Raw genomic sequence first — 22,972 nt, 5'->3', positions numbered from 1 at the left:
CCGGGCTCGTCGGCATCGTCGTGAAAAAAGGTGAAACTGACCACTAAAACAAGAACAAGACGGGACCGAAGACGGAGGACGGATATTGATCCGATCCAACGCTTTGCCGTCATAGTGTGAGGCTGCCGGGATGGCAGTTTCATTGTGGAATGCCATGAATTTCATTCTTTATTCGGACATCAACGACAGTTCAATCAGCCAGAATCTTGGGCATCCCGATGCCAGTCACTACTTTGTGCTGAAGGCCTATGTGCCGTTGCTCGAAACGCTCGGGCGAGTGCACCTGGTCAGTGCTGTGACAGAGGTAGATCCGCTCTACCGACAGTTGCTCGCCGCTGGCCAGGAGAGTGTTTTCCTCTCGTTCACCCGGCCGCAGAAAACCCTGACCGATCTCCAATGCCCGACCGTTTGTGTTGTGACGTGGGAGTACGACTCCATCCCCAACGAGCAGTGGGGCAACGATCCACGCCAGGACTGGACGCGCATGCTGGCCAAACATGGCCGCGTGATCACACTGTCCAGCTACACCGCCCGAGCGATCCAGCGCACCATGGGCGAAGACTTTCCGGTGTTGGTCTTGCCAGCCCCGCTGTGGGAGCACTTTGCAGCGATTCGTGAGCAACACGTTAGCGCGCCGGTCAATGCGGGTACGACATTGACGGTCAAAGGTTGCATCTTTGATTCTCGCCAAATGAACCTGCATCCGGATAATCTGCTGCCCGAGCCGCTGACCCCCGAAGAGCTGGCCGAAATCGAGGCACAGCTGGAGGCCTTGCGTCCACCACCGCTGACCTTGAAGCGGCGCTTTATCATTGCCCGACATTTCCTGCGGTTGTGGTTGCTGAATCTGGGCCACGAGCAGGAGCCGCCAGTGCCACGCGTGAGGTTTCTGCAGAACTGGTACTGGGAAGGGATTCGCGATCTGGTTCCAGAGACTTTGCATGACTGGCTCGGCAAACGTCTGCCAAACATCGCAGGCCCACAGCCTTTACCGGTAGCCGTCCAACCGCCACCCCGAGATATGCCGGACAGTTCATTAACGGTGCAAACCCGTGTGGACGGTGTGGTCTACGTGACGGTGTTCCGCCCCGATGACGGGCGCAAGAACTGGCTACAGATCCTGACGGCCTTTTGCGCAGCGTTTCGTGACACCCCCGACGCCATACTGGTGATGAAATTTACCCAGAGTGATCTGGCGGCGGTGTACGCACACTTGATGACACCGCTGGCGCAACTGGCACCATTCTCCTGCCGGGTCGTGATGATTCACGGCTATCTGGACGATGCCGAATACGCACGGCTTTACCAGTCCGCAAATTTTTACGTCAACGCTTCGCATTGCGAAGGCCTGTGCCTGCCGCTGATGGAGTTCATGGCGAGCGGCAAACCGGTGATCGCTCCCGATCACACGGCGATGCAGGATTATATCGATGAGTCTGTGGCGTTCGTGGTCGGCTCCAGCGTAGAGGCTTGCACCTGGCCCCATGACCCGCGAATGCTGTTTCGCGCACAACGGCATCGACCGGACTGGGGGTCATTGAAGAAGGCCTACGAAAACAGCTATCGGATGGCCAAGACACAACCCCAGGAGTATCAGCGCATGTCGCTGGCGGCGATCGAACGCATGCACGATTACTGCGCGCAACCGGCGTTGCAAAAGCGTGTCGCCGATTTTTTCGGGCTGGCATCACCGGTCGACAACGTTGCCCCGATTACGGATAACGCCTCATGCTGATCATCATCCATTCGGAAACCAACCAGCACACCATCAGCCGTAACCTCGGGCGTTCGGAGTACAGCTATTACTTCGTTCTCAAGGAGTATCGGCCGGTCCTGGAGCGACTCGGGCGGGTGATCGAGGTCATGGACCCGAACACTGAAGTCGATGCGTTGTACGCCGACTGCCAGTCCCGTGACGAGCCGTGTGTATTTCTCTCGTTCTCGCCACCGCACCGCACGCCGGTGCATCTGGCCTGCCCGACGTTGCCTGTCTTTGCCTGGGAATTCAGCACCATCCCCAACGAGCCATTTGCCGGCGATCCGTTGAACGACTGGCGCACTGCACTCAAGGCCTGCGGTGCCGCGATCACCCATTCCAGTTACACGGTCGATGCGGTGCGCGAAGCGATGAGCATCGGTTACCCGATTGTTGCCGTACCCGCCCCGGTCTGGGATCGATTCGCCGCGCGTGGCGTTCAGTTGCAGGGGCAACCTGTGGTCGATTCGGTACGTTTGACGATCAAAGGGCTGGTGGTCGACAGCCGTGAGGTCGATCTGGATGCCTTTGGTCCGGTTCATCTGCGCAGTGGCCCGGGTATCGACTTCCTCGCACCGGTCACCGAGCAGACGTTGTTGCTCGAAGGCGTGGTCTACACCTCGGTGTTCAATCCGCGCGACGGCCGCAAGAACTGGGAGGACATGATCAGTGCCTTCTGTGCGACTTTTCGCGAGAACGATGACGCAACGCTGGTGCTCAAACTCACTCACCACGATGCCGAAGAGGCGCTCACCGATATCCTTCATCACCTCTACAAAAACCAGCCTTATCGCTGCCGTATCGTGCTGGTCTATGGCTATCTGGCGGACGCGGATTACGAACGGCTGGTGCAGGCGACCCGTTACGTCGTCAATACGTCCTACGGCGAAGGCCAGTGCCTGCCGCTGATGGAGTTCATGTCTTGCGGCAAACCGGCCGTGGCGCCGTGCACGACGGCGATGATCGACTATCTCAATATCGATAACGCGTTTCTGATCGAGGCGACCGAGGAGTTTACGGCCTGGCCGCACGATCCGCGCTCGGCCTACCGGACCCTGCGCTACGCGGCCAATTGGGCGTCGATTTGCGCGGCCTACCGAGCCAGCTACGCGGTGGCCAAAAACGATCCGCAGCGTTACGCGCACCTTTCGGCGCAAGCCGTGGAGAGTCTGCGAGGGTTTTGCAGTCAGGCTGTGGCTGAACAGCGCTTGCAGGCATTTTTTGCGCAACTGTTCGAGCGCCGCGCTGAACTTGCCATGGAGGCTGCCGGAGCATGATACGTCGATTGTTCCAGCGATTTTTAGCCGAGCCGCAAGCGCCGCAAGCCGTTGAACCCGTCGACGAACCCGTGGTTGATCCGACACCTGAATCCGAACCGGAGCCCTTGTTCACCTGGTCGCCGCGCGACGTCGGTTTGCGTGATGCGGTTCTGGACGGCTGGTTTCTCAATGACAGCGGCGAATTGCTCAAGGGCTTCGCCATAACGCCTGAAGACACCTTGCTTGATGTCGGTTGTGGCGAGGGTGCCGCGACGTTGTTTGCGGTACGTCAGGGCGCATCGGTGATCTTCACCGACAGCGAGCACGACAAAGTGAGCGAGCTGGCGCGTCAGGTTGAAGCCAAGAGCTCCAGGCCGAGTCTGGGGCTGGTCAGCAACAGCTTGCCCTTGCCTCTGGCGGACGGTTGCGCGAGCCGAGTGGTGTGTATGGAGGTGTTGGAGCACGTCGACGAGCCTGAGTCGTTCATGGCCGAACTGGCGCGTATGGGGCGGCCCGGTGCGTTGTATCTGCTCAGCGTGCCGGCACCGGTTGGCGAGCATCTGCAGAAAGGTATCGCCCCCGCGAGTTATTACCAGTCTCCCAATCATGTACAGATTTTCACCCCGGAGCGCTTCGAGGCGATGGTCGAGGATGCCGGGTTGGTCATCGAACATCGGCAAGCCACCGGGTTCTTCTGGGTGATGGGGATGATTTTCTTCTGGGCCAGCGAAAAGGCTGCCGGCAAGGATCCGGGCGGTGCGGTGCGCGATCGCATTCAGGCACCGTTCCCGCATTTGATGGGCGGGTGGGCGAGAACCTGGGAAGAGATGCTCGACCGGCCCGACGGGCTTGCGATCAAACAGATCCTCGACCAGTTCATGCCCAAGAGCCAGGTGATCATTGCCCGTAAACCACTGGATGCGGGGAGACCGGATGATCAGTAAACGCATCATGGATATCGAGGTGCTGCGCGCCATTGCAGTGCTCGGGGTGCTGTTTCATCACCTGTCCGGCAATCTGTTCCAGGATCCTGTGCCGCTGCTCGAATCCATTCACGCCTGGGCGCAGCCGTGGTGGGGGGTCGATCTTTTTTTCGCGATTTCCGGATTTGTCATCGCCCGTAGTCTGATTCCTGCGCTGCGCGGTTGCAGCAACCGTCAGGAGTGCTGGGAGCAAACGCGTAACTTCTGGTTGCGTCGAGTCTTTCGCCTGTTGCCATCGGCCTGGTTATGGCTGGCACTGGTGTTATTGCTGTGCATGTTTTTCAACCGCTCCGGGGCATTCGGAACGGTACAGGCCAACCTGCAGGCCACGCTCGCGGGGGTATTGCAGTACGCCAATTTCCGCTTTGCCGACGCCTTCTTTCGTTATGAGTACGGCAGCAGTTTCGTCTACTGGAGTCTGGCGCTGGAGGAACAGTTCTACCTGCTGTTTCCGCTGCTGATTCTGCTCTGTCGCAAACACCTGGTGTGGGTATTGCTGGCGCTGGTGGCCGTGCAACTGTTGCTGGTGCGTACGCCGTTGCTGATGGTCGTGCGAACTGACGCGCTTGCCCTTGGCGTGTTATTGGCAATGTGGAGTGTTCAACCGAGCTATCAACGCTTTCAACCGACTTTTCTGCGGCGTCCCTGGGTCGGGACTTCAGCACTGATCGTCATCGGATTACTGATGAGTTACCTGGCCACCGACCCTTTTTCTGCCAGTCACTATCGCATCGGCGCTATCGCGATACTCAGTGCCTTGTTGGTGTGGATCGCCTCCTACAACCGGGATTATCTGTTGCCGGCCGGACGCTTGCAGCGGTTGATGGCGTGGGTGGGCAGTCGTTCCTACGGCATCTACCTGATCCACATTCCGGCGTACTTCCTGGTGCGCGAAGTGATTTTCCGTTTGCAGGGAGCAGGACTGCCGAGCCCGGCGGGACACCCGATCGTTACCTTGCTGTTGGCATTCGGTCTGATCGTATTGCTCAGCGAACTGAATTATCGCTTCATCGAAATGCCGATGCGCGACCGTGGCACCGCACTGGTGAAACGCCTCGCAACGTCCCGAGCGAAGGTAGCGCCTTCTGAAGTGACCTCTTGATCGACGTGTGGGAGCGAGCCTCCTCGCGAAGAGGCCGGGTCAGTCACACAGCTTTCGGCTAATACACCGCCTTCGCGATCAGGCTCGCCCCCACGCGGATTTGTGTAACCTTGCAGCCTTGTGGTGTCAGGGATCTGGAAGGTATGCGGTTTATCGTCGGTCTGTTTGCTTTGATCGTGCTGTCTGCTTGCAAGCAGCAGGACGCGCCATCCCTCGACCAACAGCTCTATATCTGGCAACGTCAGTGGACTCCGGCCCACACGGCAGCGCTACATGACAGCCGCGATGACTTCTCGACGCTGCGGGTGCTGGCGCTGCAGGCCTTTCCGAACGCGGGATGGAGTCGGGCGCGGATCGATGCGCACTTATTGAAAGCCGATGGTCGTCCGTTGATTGCGGTGATTCGTCTCGACGGCCAACTCAAGTCGCTGGATCAGGATCAGGTCACCGCGCAGATTCTGCAGGTGCTTGCCGATTGGCAGGCGCAAGGCCTGACGCTGAGCGGTGTCGAAATCGACCACGACGCGGGCAATGCGCGGTTGCCGGCGTATGCTGAATTTCTCAGACATCTGCGCTCGGCCTTACCGACGAATCTACCCTTGAGCATCACGGCACTACCGGCCTGGCTCGGCAGTGTGCAATTGCCCGAACTTCTGCAAACCGTCGACAGCAGCGTGCTGCAAGTGCATGCCGTCAGCGATCCACGCCGGGGTTTGTTCGATCCTGATCAGGCGTTGAAATGGGCCAAGGCCTGGGCGCGCATCACCGAAAAACCGTTCTATCTCGCGCTGCCGGCTTACGGCGTGGCGCTGCTGCCGGATGACGGCGGTGCGCCGGTGGTGGAGAGCGAGGTGCAACTTGAACGGGATGGTGAGCGCCGCGAGTTGCTGGCTGATCCGCTGCAATTGAGCCAACTCGGCAAGGCCTTGCGCGAAGACCCGCCGGCGCATCTGGCCGGATTGATCTGGTTTCGCCTGCCGCTGGCTAATGACCGCCGCGCATGGAGCCTGACCACCCTGCGCGCGGTGGCCCGGGGTGATCAACTCGTCAGCCAGCTCGGCGTGACGTTCAGCGAACACGACGGTCTCTACGACATCAAACTCGAAAACCCCGGTAACCTCGACAGTGCCTGGCCTGCGCAAATCACCTTGAAGGCGCAAAGCTGTGAAGGCGCCGATGCGCTCGCCGGTTACTCGTTGCAACAAGGCCCGGATCTGCTTACCTTCACCCGCCTGCGCGACGGCCGTTTGCCGGCGGGTGGGCAACGCGCCATCGGTTGGGCGCGTTGCGCCAATATTGATCAAGGAGGTTCGCATGTTGACCCGTAACTGGCCCCGCCATCTGCTCTGCCTGAGCCTCTGCCTGCCGCTGGGTTCGGCGCTGGCCTGCGGACCGGATTTCCCCATGCGCCTGCTCGACAATCGCGGGCAAACCCTCGCGGATCTGCCTGAGGGCAACTTCAACTTCGAACTCAGTCGTCTCGGCAAAGCCATCGCCGGGCTGAAGAATGTCACCGCGGCAACGCACAATCCGAACGATATGTACGGCGAGGAAAACGCGGCCGCCGAGGCACGGGAGAAGGCCGAGCAGGCCGGACTGAGCGCCGAGCAGCAAGCGTTGGTCAAACAACTGCGTGGCCTGACCGATGCGCGTCAGGTCGAGGTGCTGGGCGCCAGTCTGCCGACGGAAATCCGTTTGTACGTGGCCGGTGCGGTGGCGTTTGCCACAGGCGATCATCAACTCGCCGTCGAGTATTTCAACAAGCTGCTGGCGCTGCCGGCAGATCAGCGTCCGTTGCGCAGCACGTGGGCGGCGTATTCGATGGGCCGTACCTGGTTTGCGATGAGCAGCGAAGGAGGGGATGCGGTCGAGGCGCTGGAACAATCGCGTGATGCGTTCCGCCAGGCCCGGCAACTGAGCATCGACGGTTTCAGCGATCCGCTGGAGTTGGGTGTTGCCAGCCTCGGTGAAGAGGCGCGGGTGTTGCGCTCGGCAGGCGACTGGAGCGGCGCCATCGAATTGTATGAAGCACAGAATCTGCACGGTTCGGCCGTGGGTTACACCTCGCTCAAGCAATTGATGAATGAACTGGCGGAGTTGCCCGAGGCCGAACTGGCCGAGCTGCTGCAACACAAAACCGTGCAGCAACTGGTCACGGCATTGCTGGTCAGCCGTCAAGGCTGGTCGTTTGGCGATGAGCCGCCGAACGAGAAGAAACTGGTCAAGCTGCTGCAAAACAGCACCCGTGGCAGCCTCGACAACGCTGATCGTCTGGCGGCAATGAGTTATCAACAGGGTGATTACGCTGGGGCCAAGGCTTTTCTCGAGAACGCCGGCGACGACGGATTGGCGTGGTGGCTACGGGCGAAACTGGCGGTGCGTGACGGCGATAAAAATGCCGCGGCCGCCGCCTATTCGAAAGCCGCGCAGGCCTTCCCGCAGAGCGAAGACTGGGGTTACCGGCGCACCCCGGACTGGGCGTATGAAGCCGTTCAGCCGAAGTGCCGGGTCGAGGGCGAAAGCGCGATTCTCGCCTTGCAGCGCGGCGAATACCTGCAAGCCTTCGTGCAGTTGTATCGCAGCAACAGCACCTATTGGTTCGACGCTGCGACCGTGGCCGAACGCGTGCTGACGGTCGAAGAACTGAAAAAATACGTCGACGACAACGTCCCGGCGCCGCCGGCGTTGACCCAGCAGGAGCGTGACAACTACGTGCCGCTGCCGGTCGCCGCCAGCCTGCGCAATCTGCTTGGTCGACGCTTGTTGCGCGAAGGGCATTACGCCGACGCGGTGGCTTATTTCGACAATCCCGACCTGCAAAACAAGGCCCGACTCTACGGCGAACAACGGCTGAAGGCCGATGCCGCGTGGTGGCCGACCAAACGCGCCAGTGCCTTGTACAACGCGGCGTGGACAGCCCGCGAGTGGGGCATGGATATTCTCGGTTACGAGATGGCGCCGGACTACGCCACGTTCGGTGGCAACTACAGTCTGGAAAGTACCGAGCTGAAAGTCGGTCCGCTGGTGAGCGAAGCCGAAGTGCAACGTCAGGTCGCCAGCGAAGCGAAACCGGATCAGCGCTATCACTACCGTTTCGTCGCCACCGCGCTGGCCGGGCGCGCCGCTGACAACCTGCCGCACACCAGTCAGGCGTTTGCCGCAGTGCTGTGCCACGCCGCTGGCTGGAACAGTAGCCTGGAAGATCAGAGCGCGCTGTATCAGCGTTACATCAAGGAAGGTCCGTTTGTGCCGTGGGCGGTGGATTTCGGCAATCAGTGCCCGTACCCGGATTTCGAAAACGCCAACAAGCGTTACGTCACCCAGGTCACCGATGCTGTGCGCTCGTCGCTGCGGCCGTATAAGTGGCCGGTGCAGATCGGCGCGGTCGCGTTGGTCGCAGCCGCCGCGTTGCTGTTGATCAGCCGTCGCCAGCGCAAGGTCCGTAAAGGCTAAGCTTGCTGGACGAAGGTCAGGCGCACGGCGAAACCGATCAGCAAGCTGCCGAACAACCATTGTTGTACGCGTTGGGCCGTTGGACTGTGTTGCAGCCAACGACCCAGCGCGGCGCCGGTCAGCGCGTAAGCGCTGTCGAACAGCAGGCCGACGCCGACCAGCAGCACGCCGAGCACGGCGAATTGGCTCAGTACTGGTGCGCCGTCATTGACGATGAATTGCGGCAGCAACACCGAACAGAACAGCAGCGCTTTGGGATTGAGCAGGTTGGTCAGCAAACCGCGTCGGACGGCTTCGCGCCATTGCCCGTGTGCGTCGTCAGCTTCACCGGTATTCAGGTTCGGCAGCAGGGTGCTGCGCAGGCATTGAATGCCGATCCACAGCAGATACGCCGCCCCCGCCAATCGCACCACCTCGAACGTCCACGGCGCCGCTTTGAACAACGCCGCCAGCCCCAACGCCGCCAGGGCCACGTGACAACCACGGGCGATGCCCAGACCGACAGCGGTGGCCAGCGCCGCGCCGCGTCCCTGCCGAGCGCCGGTTTGCAGCAGCAGGATCATGTCCGGGCCGGGCAACAGATAGACCACCGCCAATGCCAGGAAGAACAGCCAGAGACTCGCCATGTTGCAGCCCTTTCGTTGTCGATTCGGTGCGCCAAGTCTAGGCCCGAAAGGTGAGGCAGGTGCTTGCGTAGTCCGCTTCAAAAGCCTGCTGCTTTGGCATAACCTGCTGGTTTTCAACGACCCGACTATCAGGATCTGCCAATCATGAAACTCGACGCCTTTGATCGCAAGATTCTCACGGCCCTGCAACGCAATGGACGCCTGAGCAATGTCGAGCTGGCGGACGAAATCGGCTTGTCGGCCTCACCGTGTCTGCGCCGGGTGCGGATGCTCGAGGAGGCCGGGGTGATTCGCGGTTATCAGGCCAATCTCGATCGCGATGAAGTCGGGCTGGGACTGACGGTGTTTGTCGGGGTCAAGGTCGAGCGCCACAACGATGAACAGGCCGAGGCGTTTTACACCGCAGTGACGGCATTGCCGGAGGTGATTTCAGCATTTCTGGTGTCTGGGGAATCGGACTTTTTGCTGCAAGTGGTGGTGCCGGATTTGCGTGCGTATGACCGTTTTCTCAGCGGCTGCCTGTTGAAACTGCCGGGGGTGAGTGACATCCGCAGCAACTTTGCGATTCACACGGTGAAGACGCCGGGGGCGTTGCCGCTGGGGCATCTTCCGGCTTGAGACCGAGTTGTCCCCATTCGCGAGCAGGCTTACTCCTACAGTTGATCGCGGTGCTTCTGAACAAACGCGATCAACTGTTAGGAGTGAGCCTGCTCGCGATAGCAGACGCCCAGTCACCAGATAATTTTTTGCTTACATCTGCGTCGCCATCCCCTCTACATTCATCGCCGCCTGGCGCAACGCTTCCGATCGCGTTGGATGTGGATGGCAAGTCAGTGCGATGTCCTCAGCCGAAGCACTGAACTCCATCGCCACGCAAAACTCGCCAATCATTTCACTCACGCTCGGACCGACCAGGTGTACGCCGAGTACTTCATCAGTGCGCTCGTCGGCGATGACTTTGGCAAACCCCTCGGTCTCGTGGTTGATCTTCGCCCGGCTGTTGGCGGTGAACGGGAATTTGCCGACCTTGTAGGCGCGTCCTTCAGCCTTGAGCTGTTCTTCGGTTTTGCCGACGCTGGCCAGTTCCGGTTTGGTGTAGATCACGTTGGGGATCAGGTCGTAATTGACCTCGCCGGCCTTGCCATGGATCTGCTCGACGCAGACCATCGCTTCGTCTTCAGCCTTGTGTGCGAGCATCGGCCCGGAGGTCACATCGCCGATCACCCAGACTCCGGCGGCTTCGGTGCGGTGCTGTTTGTTGGCGAGCATGCCGCGTTTGTCGGTGCTCAGGCCGACGTTCTCCAGACCGAGGCCCTGGGTGTACGGGCGACGACCGATGGCCACCAGCACGTAATCGGCTTCCAGCAACTCGGCAGTGCCGCCAGCGGCCGGCTCGACGCTGAGTTGCACACCGTTGGCGGAAGCGGTGGCGCTGGTGACTTTCGAACTCAACTTGAACGCGATGCCCTGTTTGCTCAGCGAGCGTTGCAGGGTTTTGCCGGCCTCGCCATCGACGCCCGGGCAGATGCGGTCGAGGTATTCGACCACGGTGACCTGCGCGCCGAGCCGCCGCCATACCGAGCCCAACTCCAGACCGATCACACCGGCACCGATCACCACCAGGTGTTTGGGCACTTCACTCAGGGAAAGCGCACCGGTCGAATCAAGGATACGTTTGTTGTCGATCTCGACACCGGGCAGGGGAGTGGGCTCGGAACCGGTGGCGATGATGATGTCCTTGGCGGTCAGTTCGACTTTGCCGCCATGATCGTCGGTCACCGTGACCTTGCCGGGGCCGTCGATGTGGCCCCAGCCCTTGATCCAGTCGACCTTGTTCTTGCGAAACAGAAATTCGATGCCTTTGGTCAGGCCAGCCACGCTTTCGTCTTTCTGTTTCATCATTTGCACAAGATTTAGCGTCGGTTTGACCTCGATGCCGAGGTTGGCGAATTCCGCACCCATCGCCGCATCGTAAAGCTCTGATGCATGCAGCAAGGCTTTGGACGGCATGCAACCAACGTTCAGGCAGGTGCCGCCGAGGGTTGCCCGGCCTTCGACGCAAGCGGCCTTGAGGCCCAACTGGCCGGCGCGGATCGCCGCGTTATAACCACCCGGGCCGCCGCCCAGAATCACTACGTCATAGTTGCTCATGTGCTTGCTCCTGATGGATGGATGCAGATCGCTAACGGTAGTTTCGGATAAAAATTACGAACGTAATATGTGCGTTTGCGGACATTTCGGTCAAGGCTTCAGCCAAGCGACAGGTTGGGCATCTTTGAATAAGCGTAATTGTGTACGAATATTTCACGCTTTTCGTTATATCGTAACGATATGCAGTGTTGGCTAATGAAATGGGGTGATATGCAAGTCGATCTGGAGGTGGATGGCAAGCACGTGACCGGACTGCCGCGTTTTCAGCAGGCGGCCGTGCAGAGCCGGCGTCTGCGCCGCTGGGCGATCGGCTTCGGCGGATTGGCCGGGGCAGGGTGGGTGCTGGCGTTCTTTGTCGGGCTGTTTGCCGCGCAATCATTGTGGCTGCCGCTGCTGGTCAATCAGAGCGCCGCCCTGCTGGTGCTGGTTGCCGGGTTGCAATCGGCGTGGTGGGTGACACAGTGGCGCGCACGGGTGATCAATCCTGTGGTGCTGGCGCCGCTTGCTGGGGAGGAACAATCTCCGCCGCAGGGGTGGTATGAGCGGCTGCTGGACCGGTTGAGTGAGCGCAGTCTGCATCTGCTTGGCCAGATCGGCGCGGCGACGCTGTGGTTGGGTGGCTGGGCGCTGCTGGCGGTGCTGAGCATCGAGCAGGTTTGGAATCTGACTTTGCCGCCTGCTGCGGTGGGTTTATCGGCAACGGTGGGCGCAGCGTTGGCATTGTTGTTGGCGTTCGGTCTGCTGGTGCTGGAGCGGCAACTGGCCCAGGAAAACCCGGCGCAATGGCCCGAAGCGGTTTCACTCGCGCAACTGACGCGTGTGGCGATCATCAGCCTGGTGCTGGGCGCACTGTGTTTGTTGTTCGCTGGCGAGAATGCGGTGTGGCCAATTCGCGTCGCTGTCCTGCTCGGTATCTTGCCGGGATTGGTCGCGATCGAGTTGTTATTGCGCGCCGTTCTTTCAGTGTTCAGCCCTCGTCGCGAACAGCTTGAGCCGCGCCTGCTGGCGCGCAGTTTTGTCGCCGAGATGCTGCGCTGGCCGCCACAACCTTTACTCGCGTTGCAGCATGAATTGCACAACCGTTTTGGCATCGATCTGCGCCAGATCTGGGCGTTCAGCTACATGCGCCGTGCTTTTCTACCAGTGCTGGTGCTAGTAGCCGCAGTGGGTTGGTTGCTCACCGGGATCCATGAAATTCCGCTACAGGGACGCGGTATTTATGAGCGCTTTGGCAAACCGGTGCAGGTATTCGGCCCAGGTTTGCACAGCGGCTTACCTTGGCCGCTGGGGCGGGTGCGGATCATCGAAAACGGCGTGGTGCATGAACTGGCCACCAGCGTCGGCGAAAACCCGGTCCCGCTGCAAGCCAACCCTGCTGAGGGGCCGGCACCGATGACCGCCAACCGTTTGTGGGACGCCAGCCACGTCAACGACAAATCGCAAGTGATCGCCAGCAGCCGTGGCGATCAGCAGAGCTTTCAGATCGTCAACATGGATGTGCGCTTCGTCTATCGCATAGGCCTCAGCGATCAGGCCGCACTGGCGGCGACGTATAACATTGCGGATGTGCCAACGCTGATTCGCAGCACCGCCAGCCGGATTCTGGTGCACGACTTCGCCTCGCGCACGCTGGACGGCTTACTTGGTCAAGACAGGGTAGGGCTGGGCGATGAGATTGGTCGCGCGGTGCAGCATGATCTACAAACACTCAACAGTGGCGTGGAGATTCTCGCCACGGTCGTCGAAGCCATTCACCCGCCGGCCGGTGCCGCCAATGCCTATCACAGCGTGCAAGCCGCGCAGATCGGCGCGCAGGCATTGATCTCCCGCGAGCGTGGCGCGGCAACTGAAGCGAGTAATCAGGCGCAATTGCAGGCCAGCCTGGCTCGCGATCAGGCCAGCGCCAATGCGCGGGAAATCAATGCTACGGCGCAGGCGGCGGATCTGAAATTCAGCGCCGAGCAAAAAGCTTACGCCAGTGCCGGCCAAGCTTTCGTGCTGGAGCAATATCTCGGTCAGCTCAGCCAAGGGCTGAGCAAGGCCAAGTTGCTGGTACTCGACCATCGTCTCGGGGGCAGCAGCAATGCGCCGACCATCGACTTGCGGACCTTCACGCTGCCGGCTGACCCGACGCCCGCGCGTACCACCGCTCAACCAGGAGTCGCCCATTGAGCCAGTCGCATACTCACGAACCGCATGATCACAGCGGCCACGATCATGGCAACGGCGGACATCACCATCATCATGGGCATCATCACCATCACCACGGTGCGCCGGAAGAGGCAGGGCCTTTCCCGTGGCGACGCATGAGTTGGGCCCTATTGCTGGTGGCGTTCGCCATCGCGGCGGCGAGCCTGGTGCAAGTGCGCTCGGGCGAGGCCACGGTCATCACGCGTTTTGGTAACCCTGCGCGGGTGTTGCTTGATCCGGGTTTGAGCTGGCGTTGGCCGGCACCGTTCGAGGCGGCGATTCCGGTCGACTTGCGTTTGCGCACGACGTCCAGTGGCTTGCAGGATGTCGGCACCCGTGACGGCTTGCGCATCATTGTGCAGGCCTACGTGGCGTGGCAGGTGCAGGGCGATGCGGACAATGTGCAGCGTTTCATGCGTGCGGTGCAGAATCAGCCGGACGAAGCGGCGCGGCAGATTCGTACCTTTGTCGGCTCGGCGCTGGAAACCACCGCGAGCAGTTTTGATCTGGCGAATCTGGTGAACACCGATGCCAGTCAGGTGCGTATCGCCGATTTCGAAGCGCAGTTGCGCCAGCAGATCGATCAGCAATTGCTCGCGACGTATGGCGTGCGGGTTGTGCAAGTCGGCATCGAGCGTTTGACCTTGCCGTCGGTGACACTCACTGCCACGGTCGATCGCATGCGCGCCGAGCGTGAAACAATTGCCACTGAACGCACGGCGATCGGCAAACGTGAGGCCGCGCAAATCCGTTCCGCAGCTGAGCGCGATGCGCGAATTGTGCAGGCTGACGCGACGGTAAAAGCGGCAGAGATCGAAGCGCAGTCTCGTGTCGAAGCGGCGCAGATTTATGGCCGTGCTTACGCCAGTTCACCGCAGCTTTACAACTTGCTGCGCTCGCTCGACACCCTCGGCACCATCGTTACGCCGGACACCAAACTGATTCTGCGTACCGACGCCGCGCCATTTCGAGTATTGGTCGACGGCCCGCCGACACTCGACAGCAAATCCGGATCGCAGCCATGAATGATGAAGTTCCACGTGGAACATCTTCGCTGAACAGTCCATGGATTCAGGCGGGGCGTTTGGCATTTTTTGCCTTGTACGCGGTGACGATCCTGGCTGCATTGGTCTGGGTGTTTTCCAATGTGCGGCAAATTGATCCGCAAAATCGTGCCGTGGTTTTGCATTTCGGCGCGCTGGATCGCATCCAGAATGCCGGTCTGCTATTGGCTTGGCCGCAGCCATTCGAACAGGTGATTTTGCTGCCGGCAGCCGATCGGGTGATCGAGCGTCGTGTCGAGAATCTGTTGCGCAGTGATGAGGCGCTGAAGGCCGATCGGGTCGCTTCCTTTGCCACCCCCCTGAGTGATGCGCTGGCCGGATCCGGTTATTTATTGACCGGTGATGCCGGCGTGGTGCAACTGGATGTGCGGGTGTTCTACAAAGTCACTGACCCTTACGACTTCGTGTTGCAGGGCGAGCATGTCTTGCCGGCGCTGGATCGTCTGGTGACACGCAGCGCGGTGGCGCTGACGGCCGCACGCGATCTGGACACCATCCTGGTCGCCCGCCCGGAGTTGATCGGTGCCGACAATCAAGCCGCAGAACGTCGTGAAAAACTACGTGGCGATCTGGTGCAAGGCATCAACAAACGCTTGGCCAATTTGAAGGCAAGCGGGCAGGGCATCGGTATCGAAGTGGCGCGGGTCGATGTGCAATCGAGTCTGCCCGATCCGGCGGTCAGTGCTTTCAACGCGGTATTGACCGCTAGTCAGCAAGCCGACAAAGCTGTGGCCAATGCACGCACCGACGCCGAGAAACTCACCCAGACCGCCAACGAACAGGCCGACCGCACGCTACAAGTCGCTCACGCGCAGGCTGGCGAGCGCTTGGCCAAAGCCTCTGCCGATACGGCCACGGTGTCGAGTCTGGCCAAAACTACCGACCCGCAAATGTTCCTGCGCCTGTACCGCGAGCGCATACCGAAGATTCTCGGTCAGGCCGGATCGGTGACCACGGTCGACCCGAAAGACGATTCCCGCCTGATCATTCAGGGAGCCAGTAAATGACTGCGACGACCGCCGCACCGAGCCTGTTGTCTTCGGCCGAACAACGCCGTGCTGCACGGCAACTGACCTTGGCCATGCTTGCGCTGGGCCTGCTTGGTCTGGGTCTGATCTGGCGCTGGCAGATGCCTGAGCAAACCGGTGTCAGTCAGTTGCTGCTTGGGTTTGCATCTTTATTGGTTGGCGTGCCGGTAATGCGCTCGGCGTGGTACAGCCTGCGCTATCCGAGCTTGCACGGCATCACCGATCAACTGATTGCCCTGGCTATGCTCGGTGCATGGGCGACTGGTGACTTGCTGACAGCGGCGTTGCTGCCGATCATCATGATCTTCGGCCATGTGCTGGAGGAGCGCAGCGTCATCGGCTCGCAAGAGGCGATCCATGCCCTTGGCCAACTGACGCGCAGCCATGCGCGCAAGGTGCAAGTGGATGGCTCGATCATCGAAGTGGACAACGGCACGTTGAAAGCCGGCGACACCGTTGAAGTGCGCGCCGGTGATCGGATTCCCGCAGATGGTCGAGTGTTATCCGGTCAGGCCAGTCTCGACACTGCATCGATTACCGGTGAATCGGTGCCGGTCGAGGCGGGTGTCGGTATGTCGGTGTTCGGCGGTGCGATCAACCTCGACGGTCTGTTGCGTATTGAAGTGACGCGCACCGGTGGCGAGTCGACACTGGGCAAGGTCATCGCGTTGATGCAGAACGCCGAGCGCTCGAAACCGCCAATCACCCGGTTGCTCGAACGTTACGCTGGCAGCTATATGGTGCTGGTCTTGCTGCTGGCGGCAGTGACCTGGTTTATCACTCACGATGCGCAAGCGATGCTTGCGGTATTGGTCGCCGCTTGTCCGTGTGCGTCGGTGCTGTCGGCTCCGGCCACGGCGATTGCCGGTGTGGCGGTGGCCGCACGTCACGGCATACTGATCCGCAGTTCGGCGTTCCTTGAAGAACTGGCCGACCTGACTTCGCTGGTGGTCGACAAGACCGGCACCCTGACTTTCGGCACCCTGCGCCTACAGTCGATCAATAATCCGTGTGCAGATTCGTCCGTGATCATCGCGCTTGCCGCCAGCCTTGGCGCGGCAAGCAGTCATCCGGTCAGTCGTGCGCTCGCAGGGTTGGTCAGTCAGGAAGAATGTTTGGCACTCAGTGATATCCACGAACGTCAGGGCCTCGGTGTGGTGGCCATGACCGCGCAAGGCGAAGCCGCGTTGGGCCGACCGGAGTTGTTCGCGCAACTGGGCATCACCACGACGACGGTTCCCGATCACGACGGTCCCATCGCCGGGTTGGCATTGAACGGTGCATTCCTCGCCTGGTTGTTGCTCGCCGACACCGTTAAACCGGAAGCCCGTTTTGCCCTCGACGAATTGCGCGAGTTGGGTCTTGGCCGGCAATTGCTGCTAACCGGCGATCGCCAAAGCGTGGCGCAATCGCTGGCCAGCGAGGTCGGCTTGCATGAGGTGCAAGCCCAAGCCCTGCCCGAGGACAAACTCAATCACGTACTCAAGGAAATCAACAATGGTTTTCGGCCGATGGTAGTCGGTGACGGTATCAACGATTCCCTCGCACTGAAGGCGGGCGTGGTCGGTGTAGCGATGGGCGCGGGCGGAGCGGACATCGCGCTGGCCTCGGCCGACATCGTCTTGATCGGCAGTGACCTGCGCCGTCTCGGTACATGTGTGCGGCTTAGCCGCCAGTGCCGCAGGACGTTGCAGGTCAATGTGATCATCGGCCTGGGCTGGACGCTGGCCATTGTCGTGTTTGCCGCTTTCGGTTGGCTGGGTGCCGCCGGGGCGATGATCGCCGCGCTGCTGCACAACCTCAGCACGTTGCTGGTCCTCGGGAATGCCGGGCGCTTGCTGCGCTTTCAGGAGCCGTTGCTCAAGCTCAAGAACGATCTTTGAAATTATTTTTCGATCCTCTGTAACGCCGTCGGGGCCGCTCTCTCTAGTGCTATGTCGGGACTGAACAACCTTCCAGCCGACACCCCTGACGATTACCGAGGATAAGAAAAATGACCATCAAGACCGCTGCTGCTGGTGCCGCTCTCGCTTTGGCTGCCGCCACAATGTTTGCCGGTGTTGCCTCCAACGCGATGGCCGCCGATGCCAACGTTCACTGCTACGGCGTGACCTCTTGCAAAGGCCAGAACGACTGCAAAACCAAAGACCACGCCTGTAAAGGCATGGGCGCCTGCAAAGGCCAGGGCTTCAAGGCAATGACTCAGGCGGCGTGTGAAAAAGCCGGTGGCAAGGTCGGCGAATAACTGACCGGCAAGTGTTGCCGCAGTGGTTTGCGCCACTGCGGCCACTTTTTATCAGGAGTCCGCACATGTCCGCCTCTTTTCCTTTTCTGGGTTATGGCCTGGGTTTACGCAGTGCTTATTATCAACAGATCCTTGAGCAGTCGCCGGATGTCGACTGGTTCGAAGTGGTCTCGGAAAACTTCATGGTGCAGGGCGGCAAGGCTCTGTATTACCTCGATGCCTTCGCCGAGCGCTATCCGTTGGTGATGCACGGCGTATCGTTGTCCATCGGCGGGCCGCATGCCCTCGATCCTGAGTACCTCAAACAACTCAAACAATTGGCCGAACGCGTCCGACCGGCATGGATCTCTGATCACCTGTGTTGGAGCCGCGGCAATGCCCATCAGCTACACGACTTGCTGCCGTTGCCTTACACCGAAGAAAGCCTGGTTTACATTGCTGCTCGGGTGATGCAGGTTCAGGATATTCTGCAGCGCCCGTTGGTGCTGGAAAACGTCTCCAGTTACGTGCGCGGCGCCTCGGACGAATTCACCGAGTGGGAGTTTCTCGCTTTGCTCAGCCATGTGAGCGGCTGCGAATTACTGCTGGACGTGAACAATGTCTACGTCAGTTCACGTAATCATGGCTTCGATCCGTGGGCCTTCATCAGCAGCCTGCCCGTTGATAAAGTCCGCCAACTGCATCTGGCGGGGCACAGCGATTACGGCGATTACGTGATCGACACCCACGACCATCCGGTGAGCGATCCGGTCTGGGCGCTCTATCAACGCACACTCGAACATTTCGGCCCGGTGGCGACGTTGCTGGAACGCGACGATCATTTTCCGCCCTTAGAAGCGCTGCTTGATGAACTGCAAACGGCCCGTCAGCTCGGGAACAATGTTCTTGCGCGGAGGCAGCCATGCTCCTGAAAGAGTGGCAACTGGCGTTTGAAGCGTTTCTGCTCGAAGAAGACCCCAACGCGAATCCGACGTTGAGCGAGAGCCTGATCGGTGGCCCGACACTGGATGTCGGCACGGGACTGGCGATCTACCACAATGCTTACAAGGCGCGTTTGCTGGACGTGTTGCGCAATGACTTTCCGACGAGCCTGCACTGGCTGGGCGATGAGGAATTCGACCGCCTCGCAATGGCTTACATCCAACGGTATCCGTCTGCGCACTTCAGCCTGCGCTGGTTGGGCAGAGGCTTCGAAGGCTTCGTCCGCGAGCATCTGGTGCCGGAACAGAGCGCGCCGCTGGCTGAGTTGATTGCGCTCGAATGGGCCTTCACCCTGGCTTTCGATGCACCTGCCGCTGAGCCGCTGACAATTGAGGCCATGGCGGCTTTGGCTCCGGAGGAGTGGCCCGAATTGCGCGTCAGAGCGGTACCGTCCATGCAATGGCTGGAGTGCCGTTTCAACAGCCTTTCTTTATGGCGTTCGGTAAAGGAGGAATCGGAATTCCCTGGCAACATGCCGTTCGAAATCCCACAGATCTGTCTGATCTGGCGCAACCAGTTGATCTGCAGTTACCGCAGCCTGGATCCAGCCGAAGCTTCAGCTCTCAAGGGCATACTCAACGGTGGCTGGAATTTCGCCGAACTGTGCGCCGAGTTAGCAGTCACTTATGGTGAGGGCGCGCCACTTCAAGCCGTGACCTGGCTTAAACAGTGGATTCAGGAAGGTTTGCTGGAGCGTCTGCAACGATAGACAAGGCTAATCAAATCGATAGCCTGCTATTTTTCCGGGATGGTCTACCCTCAGATCTGACGTCTGAAACAAGGGGGGATTTTCCATGCTCGCGCAACTTCCACCGGCCTTACAGAATTTGCAGCTTCCGCTGCGCCTGCGACTCTGGGATGGCCATGAGTTCAATCTGGGGCCGGCGCCCAGCGTCACCATCGTGGTCAAGGACCCGACGATGGTCAGCCAGTTCACCCATCCAAGCCTTGATGCGCTCGGAGCGGCATTCGTTGAAGGCAAGCTGGAACTGGAGGGCTCGATCAGCGAGGTCATCCGGGTCTGCGACGAATTGAGCAACGCTCTGCTCGGCGAAGATGACGACAGTCAGCCAGTGCGTACCTTGCACGACAAGGAAACCGACGCCAAAGCCATTTCCTACCATTACGACCTGTCGAATGCGTTCTACCAGCTCTGGCTGGACAGCGACATGGCCTACTCCTGCGCGTATTTCGAAACCGGCAGCGAATCCCTCGAGCAGGCGCAACAAGCCAAATTCCGCCACCTGTGCCGCAAGCTGCGTTTGCAGCCGGGTGACTATCTGCTGGATGTCGGTTGCGGCTGGGGTGGGCTGGCCAGGTATGCCGCGCGGGAGTTCGGTGCGAAAGTGTTCGGCATCACCCTGAGCAAGGAACAGCTGGAACTGGCCCGCGAACGGGTCAAAGCCGAAGGCCTGGAAGACCAGGTCGAACTGCAATTGCTCGACTATCGCGACCTGCCTCAGGACGGGCGTTTCGACAAGGTAGTCAGCGTCGGCATGTTCGAACACGTTGGCCATGCCAACCTGGCCGAGTACTGCAAAACCCTGTTTGGCGCGGTGAAGGAGGGCGGTCTGGTGATGAACCATGGCATCACCGCCAAGCACACCGACGGCCGTCCGGTGGGACGTGGTGCCGGGGATTTCATTGAGAAGTACGTCTTCCCCAACGGCGAATTACCGCACCTGGCGATGATCTCGGCCGAGATCAGCGAAGCCGGTCTGGAGATTGTCGACGTCGAAAGCCTGCGCCTGCACTACGCGCGCACGCTGGACCACTGGAGTGAGCGGCTGGAGGACAACCTGGAAGCCGCTGGCAAACTGGTGCCGGATCAAGCGCTGCGTATCTGGCGTCTGTATCTGGCCGGTTGCGCTTATGCGTTTGCGCGCGGCTGGATCAATCTGCACCAGATCCTCGCGGTGAAGGCGCATGCGGATGGCAGCCATGAACTGCCGTGGACGCGCGACGATATCTACAACCCTTAACCGCTAAGCAGTCCTTTTCTTACCGGTGAGGGCTTTCATAGAATCGGTGAAATAAGCCGGGCGATCCGCATGCCGACCTGTTGCAGGCGGTGGATCTCCCGGCTTTCTTCTTTGGCGACTTCGTAGGCTTGCGCGAAATCGGCGCTAAGCATGTTCTCCACGCTGGCGGCGAAGTCACTGTCGACGGTCAGCAGCATCACTTCGAAATTCAGCCGGAACGAACGGTTGTCCAGATTGGCGCTGCCGATCGCGCTGATCTCGCTGTCGATCAACACCACTTTCTGATGCAGGAAACCGGGTTCGTAGCGGAATACCCGTACGCCGGCGCGCACGGCTTCAAAGGCGTAGAGACTGGACGCGGCGTAAACGATGCGGTGATCGGGACGCGACGGCAGCAGCAATCGCACATCGACGCCCCGCAACACAGCCAATCTTAGGGCGGCGAATACAGCTTCATCCGGGATGAAATACGGGCTGGTGATCCACACCCGTTCGGTCGCCGCGTGGATCGCCTCAACAAAGAACAGCGAGCAGGTTTCGTAAGCATCTGCCGGGCCGCTGGCGAGCAATTGGCAGAGCACGCCGTCATCCGGGTATTCGTCGGGCAGGATCAGCGGCGGCAGGGTACGCGCGGCCCAGAACCAGTCTTCGGCAAAGGATTCCTGCATACAGGCGACGACCGGGCCACGCACTTTCACATGCGTATCGCGCCAGGGTGCCAGCGGTGGTTTTTCACCCATGTATTCATCGCCAACGTTATGCCCGCCGACAAACCCGACCACTCCATCGACCACGACGATCTTGCGGTGATTACGGAAGTTGACCTGAAAACGATTGAGCCAGCCACTGCGTGTGGCGAAGGCTTTGACCTCGACGCCGCCATCACGCAACGTCTGCACATAGCTGTGGGGCAGGGCGTGGCTGCCGATGCGGTCGTAAAGCAGATGGATTGATACGCCTTCAGCAGCCTTCTTCAGTAGCAGATCACGCAAACGCTGACCGAGCCGATCATCGTGGATGATGAAAAACTGAATCAGCACCGCTTCTTTAGCTTGATCGATGGCCTGAAATATAGCGTCGAAGGTGGCCGTGCCGTTTACCAGCAATTGCACTTCGTTATTCGCCAGGCAAGGCATACGTCCCAGTTTGGGCATCGCACGTAACGAGGCATAGGCATTCGAGGCGCGTGCAGTCAGCGCTTCTTCCACCCACGGACGCCAGTTCAACTCGGAGATGGCCTGCCGCATCTGTTCGTTGGCCTGGCGTCGTGCCTTGATGTAACCATCAAAGGTGCTGCGCCCAAATACCAGGTACGGAATTAGCGTGAGGTAGGGAATGAAGATCAGCGACAATGCCCAGGCGATCGAGCCTTGAGCCGTGCGCACGGTGAGCACCGCGTGAATTGCGGCGATCAAGCCGAGGGTGTGTATCAGGGCGATCAGATAACCGAAAATGTGCGGTCCAAAATAATCCATGGGGCAGCCTTGCTCCGGAAGATTCAATGCTTAACAGACCATGTTCTGCCGCGAATGTCGCTATTTAATTGGTGCATGAACCGAAGCAATCGGCCGACGTCTAACGGCCACTACTGATCAGGAGTTTTTCGATGAACGTTCGTCTGCTGGGTTTGGCGCTGGGCCTGGGTTTGGCTTTGCCGGTGGTTGCGCAGGCGCAGATGCTGCAGCCGGGGCTGTGGGAAATGACATCGAGCAACGTCAAGGTCGATGACCAGCCGATGGATGTGCAATCGATCCTCGGCCAGTTGCAAGGCCAGATGACCCCGCAACAGCGTGCTGCGCTGGAGAAGAACGGGATCAATATCGGCGGCAAGGGCATTCGTGCCTGTCTGACGCCGGAGCAGGTGGCGACCAACGATATTCCATTGGCCGACCCGCAATCGGGCTGCAAACAGCAGATTACCGATCGCACCGGCAACCAGTGGAAATTCCGTTTCAGTTGCCCGAAAGCGCAGGGTACCGGGGTGGCGACGTTCCTCAGTGATCGTGAATTCACCACCGTGGCCAACGGCACGTTCAATGCGATCGGGATCAATCAGAAGGGCAGTCTGGAGACTCGCGCGGTTTGGTTGGGTCAGGACTGCGGCGCTGTGAAGCCAAGAGCTTAAAAGCTTCGCGAGCAGGTCGCACCGTCG

At 60.0% G+C, this 22,972-nt stretch carries 19 protein-coding genes; 16 read left to right on the top strand and 3 right to left on the bottom strand.

What is annotated here, in order from left to right:
• The first annotated feature begins 154 nt into the window (after positions 1-154).
• The 6 genes from CKW14_RS07305 (at position 155) to CKW14_RS07280 (ending at position 8,553) form a co-directional block, all read left to right on the top strand.
• Positions 155-1,735 (top strand): glycosyltransferase, encoded by a 1,581-nt coding sequence (locus tag CKW14_RS07305; RefSeq protein WP_256587188.1) that lies wholly within the window; start codon positions 155-157, stop codon positions 1,733-1,735.
• Entirely contained in the window at positions 1,729-3,033 is a 1,305-nt protein-coding gene (locus tag CKW14_RS07300) for a glycosyltransferase (RefSeq protein ID WP_095049593.1), read from the top strand. The genes CKW14_RS07305 and CKW14_RS07300 overlap by 7 nt, the downstream gene beginning before the upstream one ends.
• A complete protein-coding gene (locus tag CKW14_RS07295; RefSeq protein WP_095049594.1) occupies positions 3,030-3,959 on the top strand; it encodes a class I SAM-dependent methyltransferase in 930 nt (309 codons plus the stop codon). The genes CKW14_RS07300 and CKW14_RS07295 overlap by 4 nt, the downstream gene beginning before the upstream one ends.
• On the top strand, positions 3,949-5,100 hold the full coding sequence (locus CKW14_RS07290; RefSeq protein WP_095125077.1) for an acyltransferase: 1,152 nt from the start codon (positions 3,949-3,951) through the stop codon (positions 5,098-5,100). Before CKW14_RS07295 ends, CKW14_RS07290 begins: the two co-directional genes overlap by 11 nt.
• A gap of 143 nt (positions 5,101-5,243) precedes the next feature.
• Complete coding sequence (locus CKW14_RS07285; RefSeq protein WP_095125076.1) at positions 5,244-6,428, top strand: DUF3142 domain-containing protein; 1,185 nt, start codon at positions 5,244-5,246, stop codon at positions 6,426-6,428.
• Positions 6,415-8,553, top strand: coding sequence for a hypothetical protein (locus tag CKW14_RS07280; protein WP_095125075.1), 2,139 nt, complete (start codon positions 6,415-6,417; stop codon positions 8,551-8,553). Before CKW14_RS07285 ends, CKW14_RS07280 begins: the two co-directional genes overlap by 14 nt.
• Here the strand turns inward: CKW14_RS07280 and CKW14_RS07275 are convergent.
• Positions 8,550-9,179 (bottom strand): LysE family translocator, encoded by a 630-nt coding sequence (locus tag CKW14_RS07275; protein ID WP_095125074.1) that lies wholly within the window; start codon positions 9,177-9,179, stop codon positions 8,550-8,552. The two genes, CKW14_RS07280 and CKW14_RS07275, sit on opposite strands and share 4 nt — an antisense overlap.
• Before the next feature lie 144 nt (positions 9,180-9,323).
• On the opposite strand from CKW14_RS07275, the gene CKW14_RS07270 reads away from it, so the two are divergent.
• Positions 9,324-9,797, top strand: coding sequence for an Lrp/AsnC family transcriptional regulator (locus CKW14_RS07270; protein ID WP_095049599.1), 474 nt, complete (start codon positions 9,324-9,326; stop codon positions 9,795-9,797).
• Between the two features lie 132 nt (positions 9,798-9,929).
• Here the strand turns inward: CKW14_RS07270 and lpdA are convergent, their stop codons facing one another.
• Positions 9,930-11,330: a dihydrolipoyl dehydrogenase gene (gene lpdA, locus CKW14_RS07265; protein WP_095049600.1), complete on the bottom strand. Its 1,401-nt coding sequence runs from the start codon at positions 11,328-11,330 to the stop codon at positions 9,930-9,932.
• Positions 11,331-11,540: 210 nt separating this feature from the next.
• Between lpdA and hflK (CKW14_RS07260) the strand changes: the two genes are divergently transcribed.
• The 8 genes from hflK (CKW14_RS07260) (at position 11,541) to cfaB (ending at position 20,820) form a co-directional block, all read left to right on the top strand.
• Positions 11,541-13,502, top strand: coding sequence for a protease modulator HflK (gene hflK / locus CKW14_RS07260; protein ID WP_095125073.1), 1,962 nt, complete (start codon positions 11,541-11,543; stop codon positions 13,500-13,502).
• The gene (hflC, locus tag CKW14_RS07255) at positions 13,499-14,545 is read left to right on the top strand and encodes a protease modulator HflC (protein WP_095049602.1); all 1,047 of its coding nucleotides are present in this window, start codon (positions 13,499-13,501) and stop codon (positions 14,543-14,545) included. The genes hflK (CKW14_RS07260) and hflC overlap by 4 nt, the downstream gene beginning before the upstream one ends.
• Positions 14,542-15,591, top strand: coding sequence for a protease modulator HflK (gene hflK, locus CKW14_RS07250; RefSeq protein ID WP_095125072.1), 1,050 nt, complete (start codon positions 14,542-14,544; stop codon positions 15,589-15,591). Before hflC ends, hflK (CKW14_RS07250) begins: the two co-directional genes overlap by 4 nt.
• The gene (locus tag CKW14_RS07245; protein WP_095125071.1) at positions 15,588-17,495 is read left to right on the top strand and encodes a heavy metal translocating P-type ATPase; all 1,908 of its coding nucleotides are present in this window, start codon (positions 15,588-15,590) and stop codon (positions 17,493-17,495) included. Before hflK (CKW14_RS07250) ends, CKW14_RS07245 begins: the two co-directional genes overlap by 4 nt.
• 110 nt (positions 17,496-17,605) lie before the next feature.
• On the top strand, positions 17,606-17,857 hold the full coding sequence (locus tag CKW14_RS07240) for a hypothetical protein (RefSeq protein WP_095049605.1): 252 nt from the start codon (positions 17,606-17,608) through the stop codon (positions 17,855-17,857).
• A 65-nt stretch (positions 17,858-17,922) separates the two neighbouring features.
• On the top strand, positions 17,923-18,768 hold the full coding sequence (locus tag CKW14_RS07235) for a DUF692 domain-containing protein (protein WP_095125070.1): 846 nt from the start codon (positions 17,923-17,925) through the stop codon (positions 18,766-18,768).
• Positions 18,759-19,547: a DNA-binding domain-containing protein gene (locus CKW14_RS07230; RefSeq protein ID WP_095125069.1), complete on the top strand. Its 789-nt coding sequence runs from the start codon at positions 18,759-18,761 to the stop codon at positions 19,545-19,547. Before CKW14_RS07235 ends, CKW14_RS07230 begins: the two co-directional genes overlap by 10 nt.
• 85 nt (positions 19,548-19,632) lie before the next feature.
• Positions 19,633-20,820, top strand: coding sequence for a C17 cyclopropane fatty acid synthase CfaB (cfaB, locus tag CKW14_RS07225; protein ID WP_095125068.1), 1,188 nt, complete (start codon positions 19,633-19,635; stop codon positions 20,818-20,820).
• Between the two features lie 35 nt (positions 20,821-20,855).
• Here cfaB and cls read toward each other — a convergent pair whose 3' ends face one another.
• Positions 20,856-22,295 carry a cardiolipin synthase gene (gene cls / locus CKW14_RS07220; RefSeq protein ID WP_095049609.1) on the bottom strand — a complete coding sequence of 480 codons (1,440 nt, stop codon included), beginning with the start codon at positions 22,293-22,295 and terminating at the stop codon, positions 20,856-20,858.
• A gap of 131 nt (positions 22,296-22,426) precedes the next feature.
• Here cls and CKW14_RS07215 point away from each other — a divergent pair, with 131 nt between their 5' ends.
• Positions 22,427-22,945: a DUF3617 domain-containing protein gene (locus tag CKW14_RS07215; protein ID WP_034152149.1), complete on the top strand. Its 519-nt coding sequence runs from the start codon at positions 22,427-22,429 to the stop codon at positions 22,943-22,945.
• Positions 22,946-22,972 lie beyond the last annotated feature (27 nt).

The organism is Pseudomonas sp. Irchel s3a12, from assembly GCF_900187485.1.
Classification (GTDB): Bacteria; Pseudomonadota; Gammaproteobacteria; order Pseudomonadales; family Pseudomonadaceae; genus Aquipseudomonas; species Aquipseudomonas neuropathica.
This window is presented reverse-complemented; position numbering and strand designations above follow the sequence as displayed.

Bases quoted from the DNA above. Each gene is read 5' to 3' on its own strand.
- CKW14_RS07305 (WP_256587188.1), top strand. From the start codon at position 155: ATGAATTTCATTCTTTATTCGGACATCAACGACAGTTCAATCAGCCAG.
- CKW14_RS07300 (WP_095049593.1), top strand. From the start codon at position 1,729: ATGCTGATCATCATCCATTCGGAAACCAACCAGCACACCATCAGCCGT.
- CKW14_RS07295 (WP_095049594.1), top strand. From the start codon at position 3,030: ATGATACGTCGATTGTTCCAGCGATTTTTAGCCGAGCCGCAAGCGCCG.
- CKW14_RS07290 (WP_095125077.1), top strand. From the start codon at position 3,949: ATGATCAGTAAACGCATCATGGATATCGAGGTGCTGCGCGCCATTGCA.
- CKW14_RS07285 (WP_095125076.1), top strand. From the start codon at position 5,244: ATGCGGTTTATCGTCGGTCTGTTTGCTTTGATCGTGCTGTCTGCTTGC.
- CKW14_RS07280 (WP_095125075.1), top strand. From the start codon at position 6,415: ATGTTGACCCGTAACTGGCCCCGCCATCTGCTCTGCCTGAGCCTCTGC.
- CKW14_RS07275 (WP_095125074.1), bottom strand. From the start codon at position 9,179: ATGGCGAGTCTCTGGCTGTTCTTCCTGGCATTGGCGGTGGTCTATCTG.
- CKW14_RS07270 (WP_095049599.1), top strand. From the start codon at position 9,324: ATGAAACTCGACGCCTTTGATCGCAAGATTCTCACGGCCCTGCAACGC.
- lpdA (WP_095049600.1), bottom strand. From the start codon at position 11,330: ATGAGCAACTATGACGTAGTGATTCTGGGCGGCGGCCCGGGTGGTTAT.
- hflK (WP_095125073.1), top strand. From the start codon at position 11,541: ATGCAAGTCGATCTGGAGGTGGATGGCAAGCACGTGACCGGACTGCCG.
- hflK (WP_095125072.1), top strand. From the start codon at position 14,542: ATGAATGATGAAGTTCCACGTGGAACATCTTCGCTGAACAGTCCATGG.
- CKW14_RS07245 (WP_095125071.1), top strand. From the start codon at position 15,588: ATGACTGCGACGACCGCCGCACCGAGCCTGTTGTCTTCGGCCGAACAA.
- CKW14_RS07240 (WP_095049605.1), top strand. From the start codon at position 17,606: ATGACCATCAAGACCGCTGCTGCTGGTGCCGCTCTCGCTTTGGCTGCC.
- CKW14_RS07235 (WP_095125070.1), top strand. From the start codon at position 17,923: ATGTCCGCCTCTTTTCCTTTTCTGGGTTATGGCCTGGGTTTACGCAGT.
- CKW14_RS07230 (WP_095125069.1), top strand. From the start codon at position 18,759: ATGCTCCTGAAAGAGTGGCAACTGGCGTTTGAAGCGTTTCTGCTCGAA.
- cfaB (WP_095125068.1), top strand. From the start codon at position 19,633: ATGCTCGCGCAACTTCCACCGGCCTTACAGAATTTGCAGCTTCCGCTG.
- cls (WP_095049609.1), bottom strand. From the start codon at position 22,295: ATGGATTATTTTGGACCGCACATTTTCGGTTATCTGATCGCCCTGATA.
- CKW14_RS07215 (WP_034152149.1), top strand. From the start codon at position 22,427: ATGAACGTTCGTCTGCTGGGTTTGGCGCTGGGCCTGGGTTTGGCTTTG.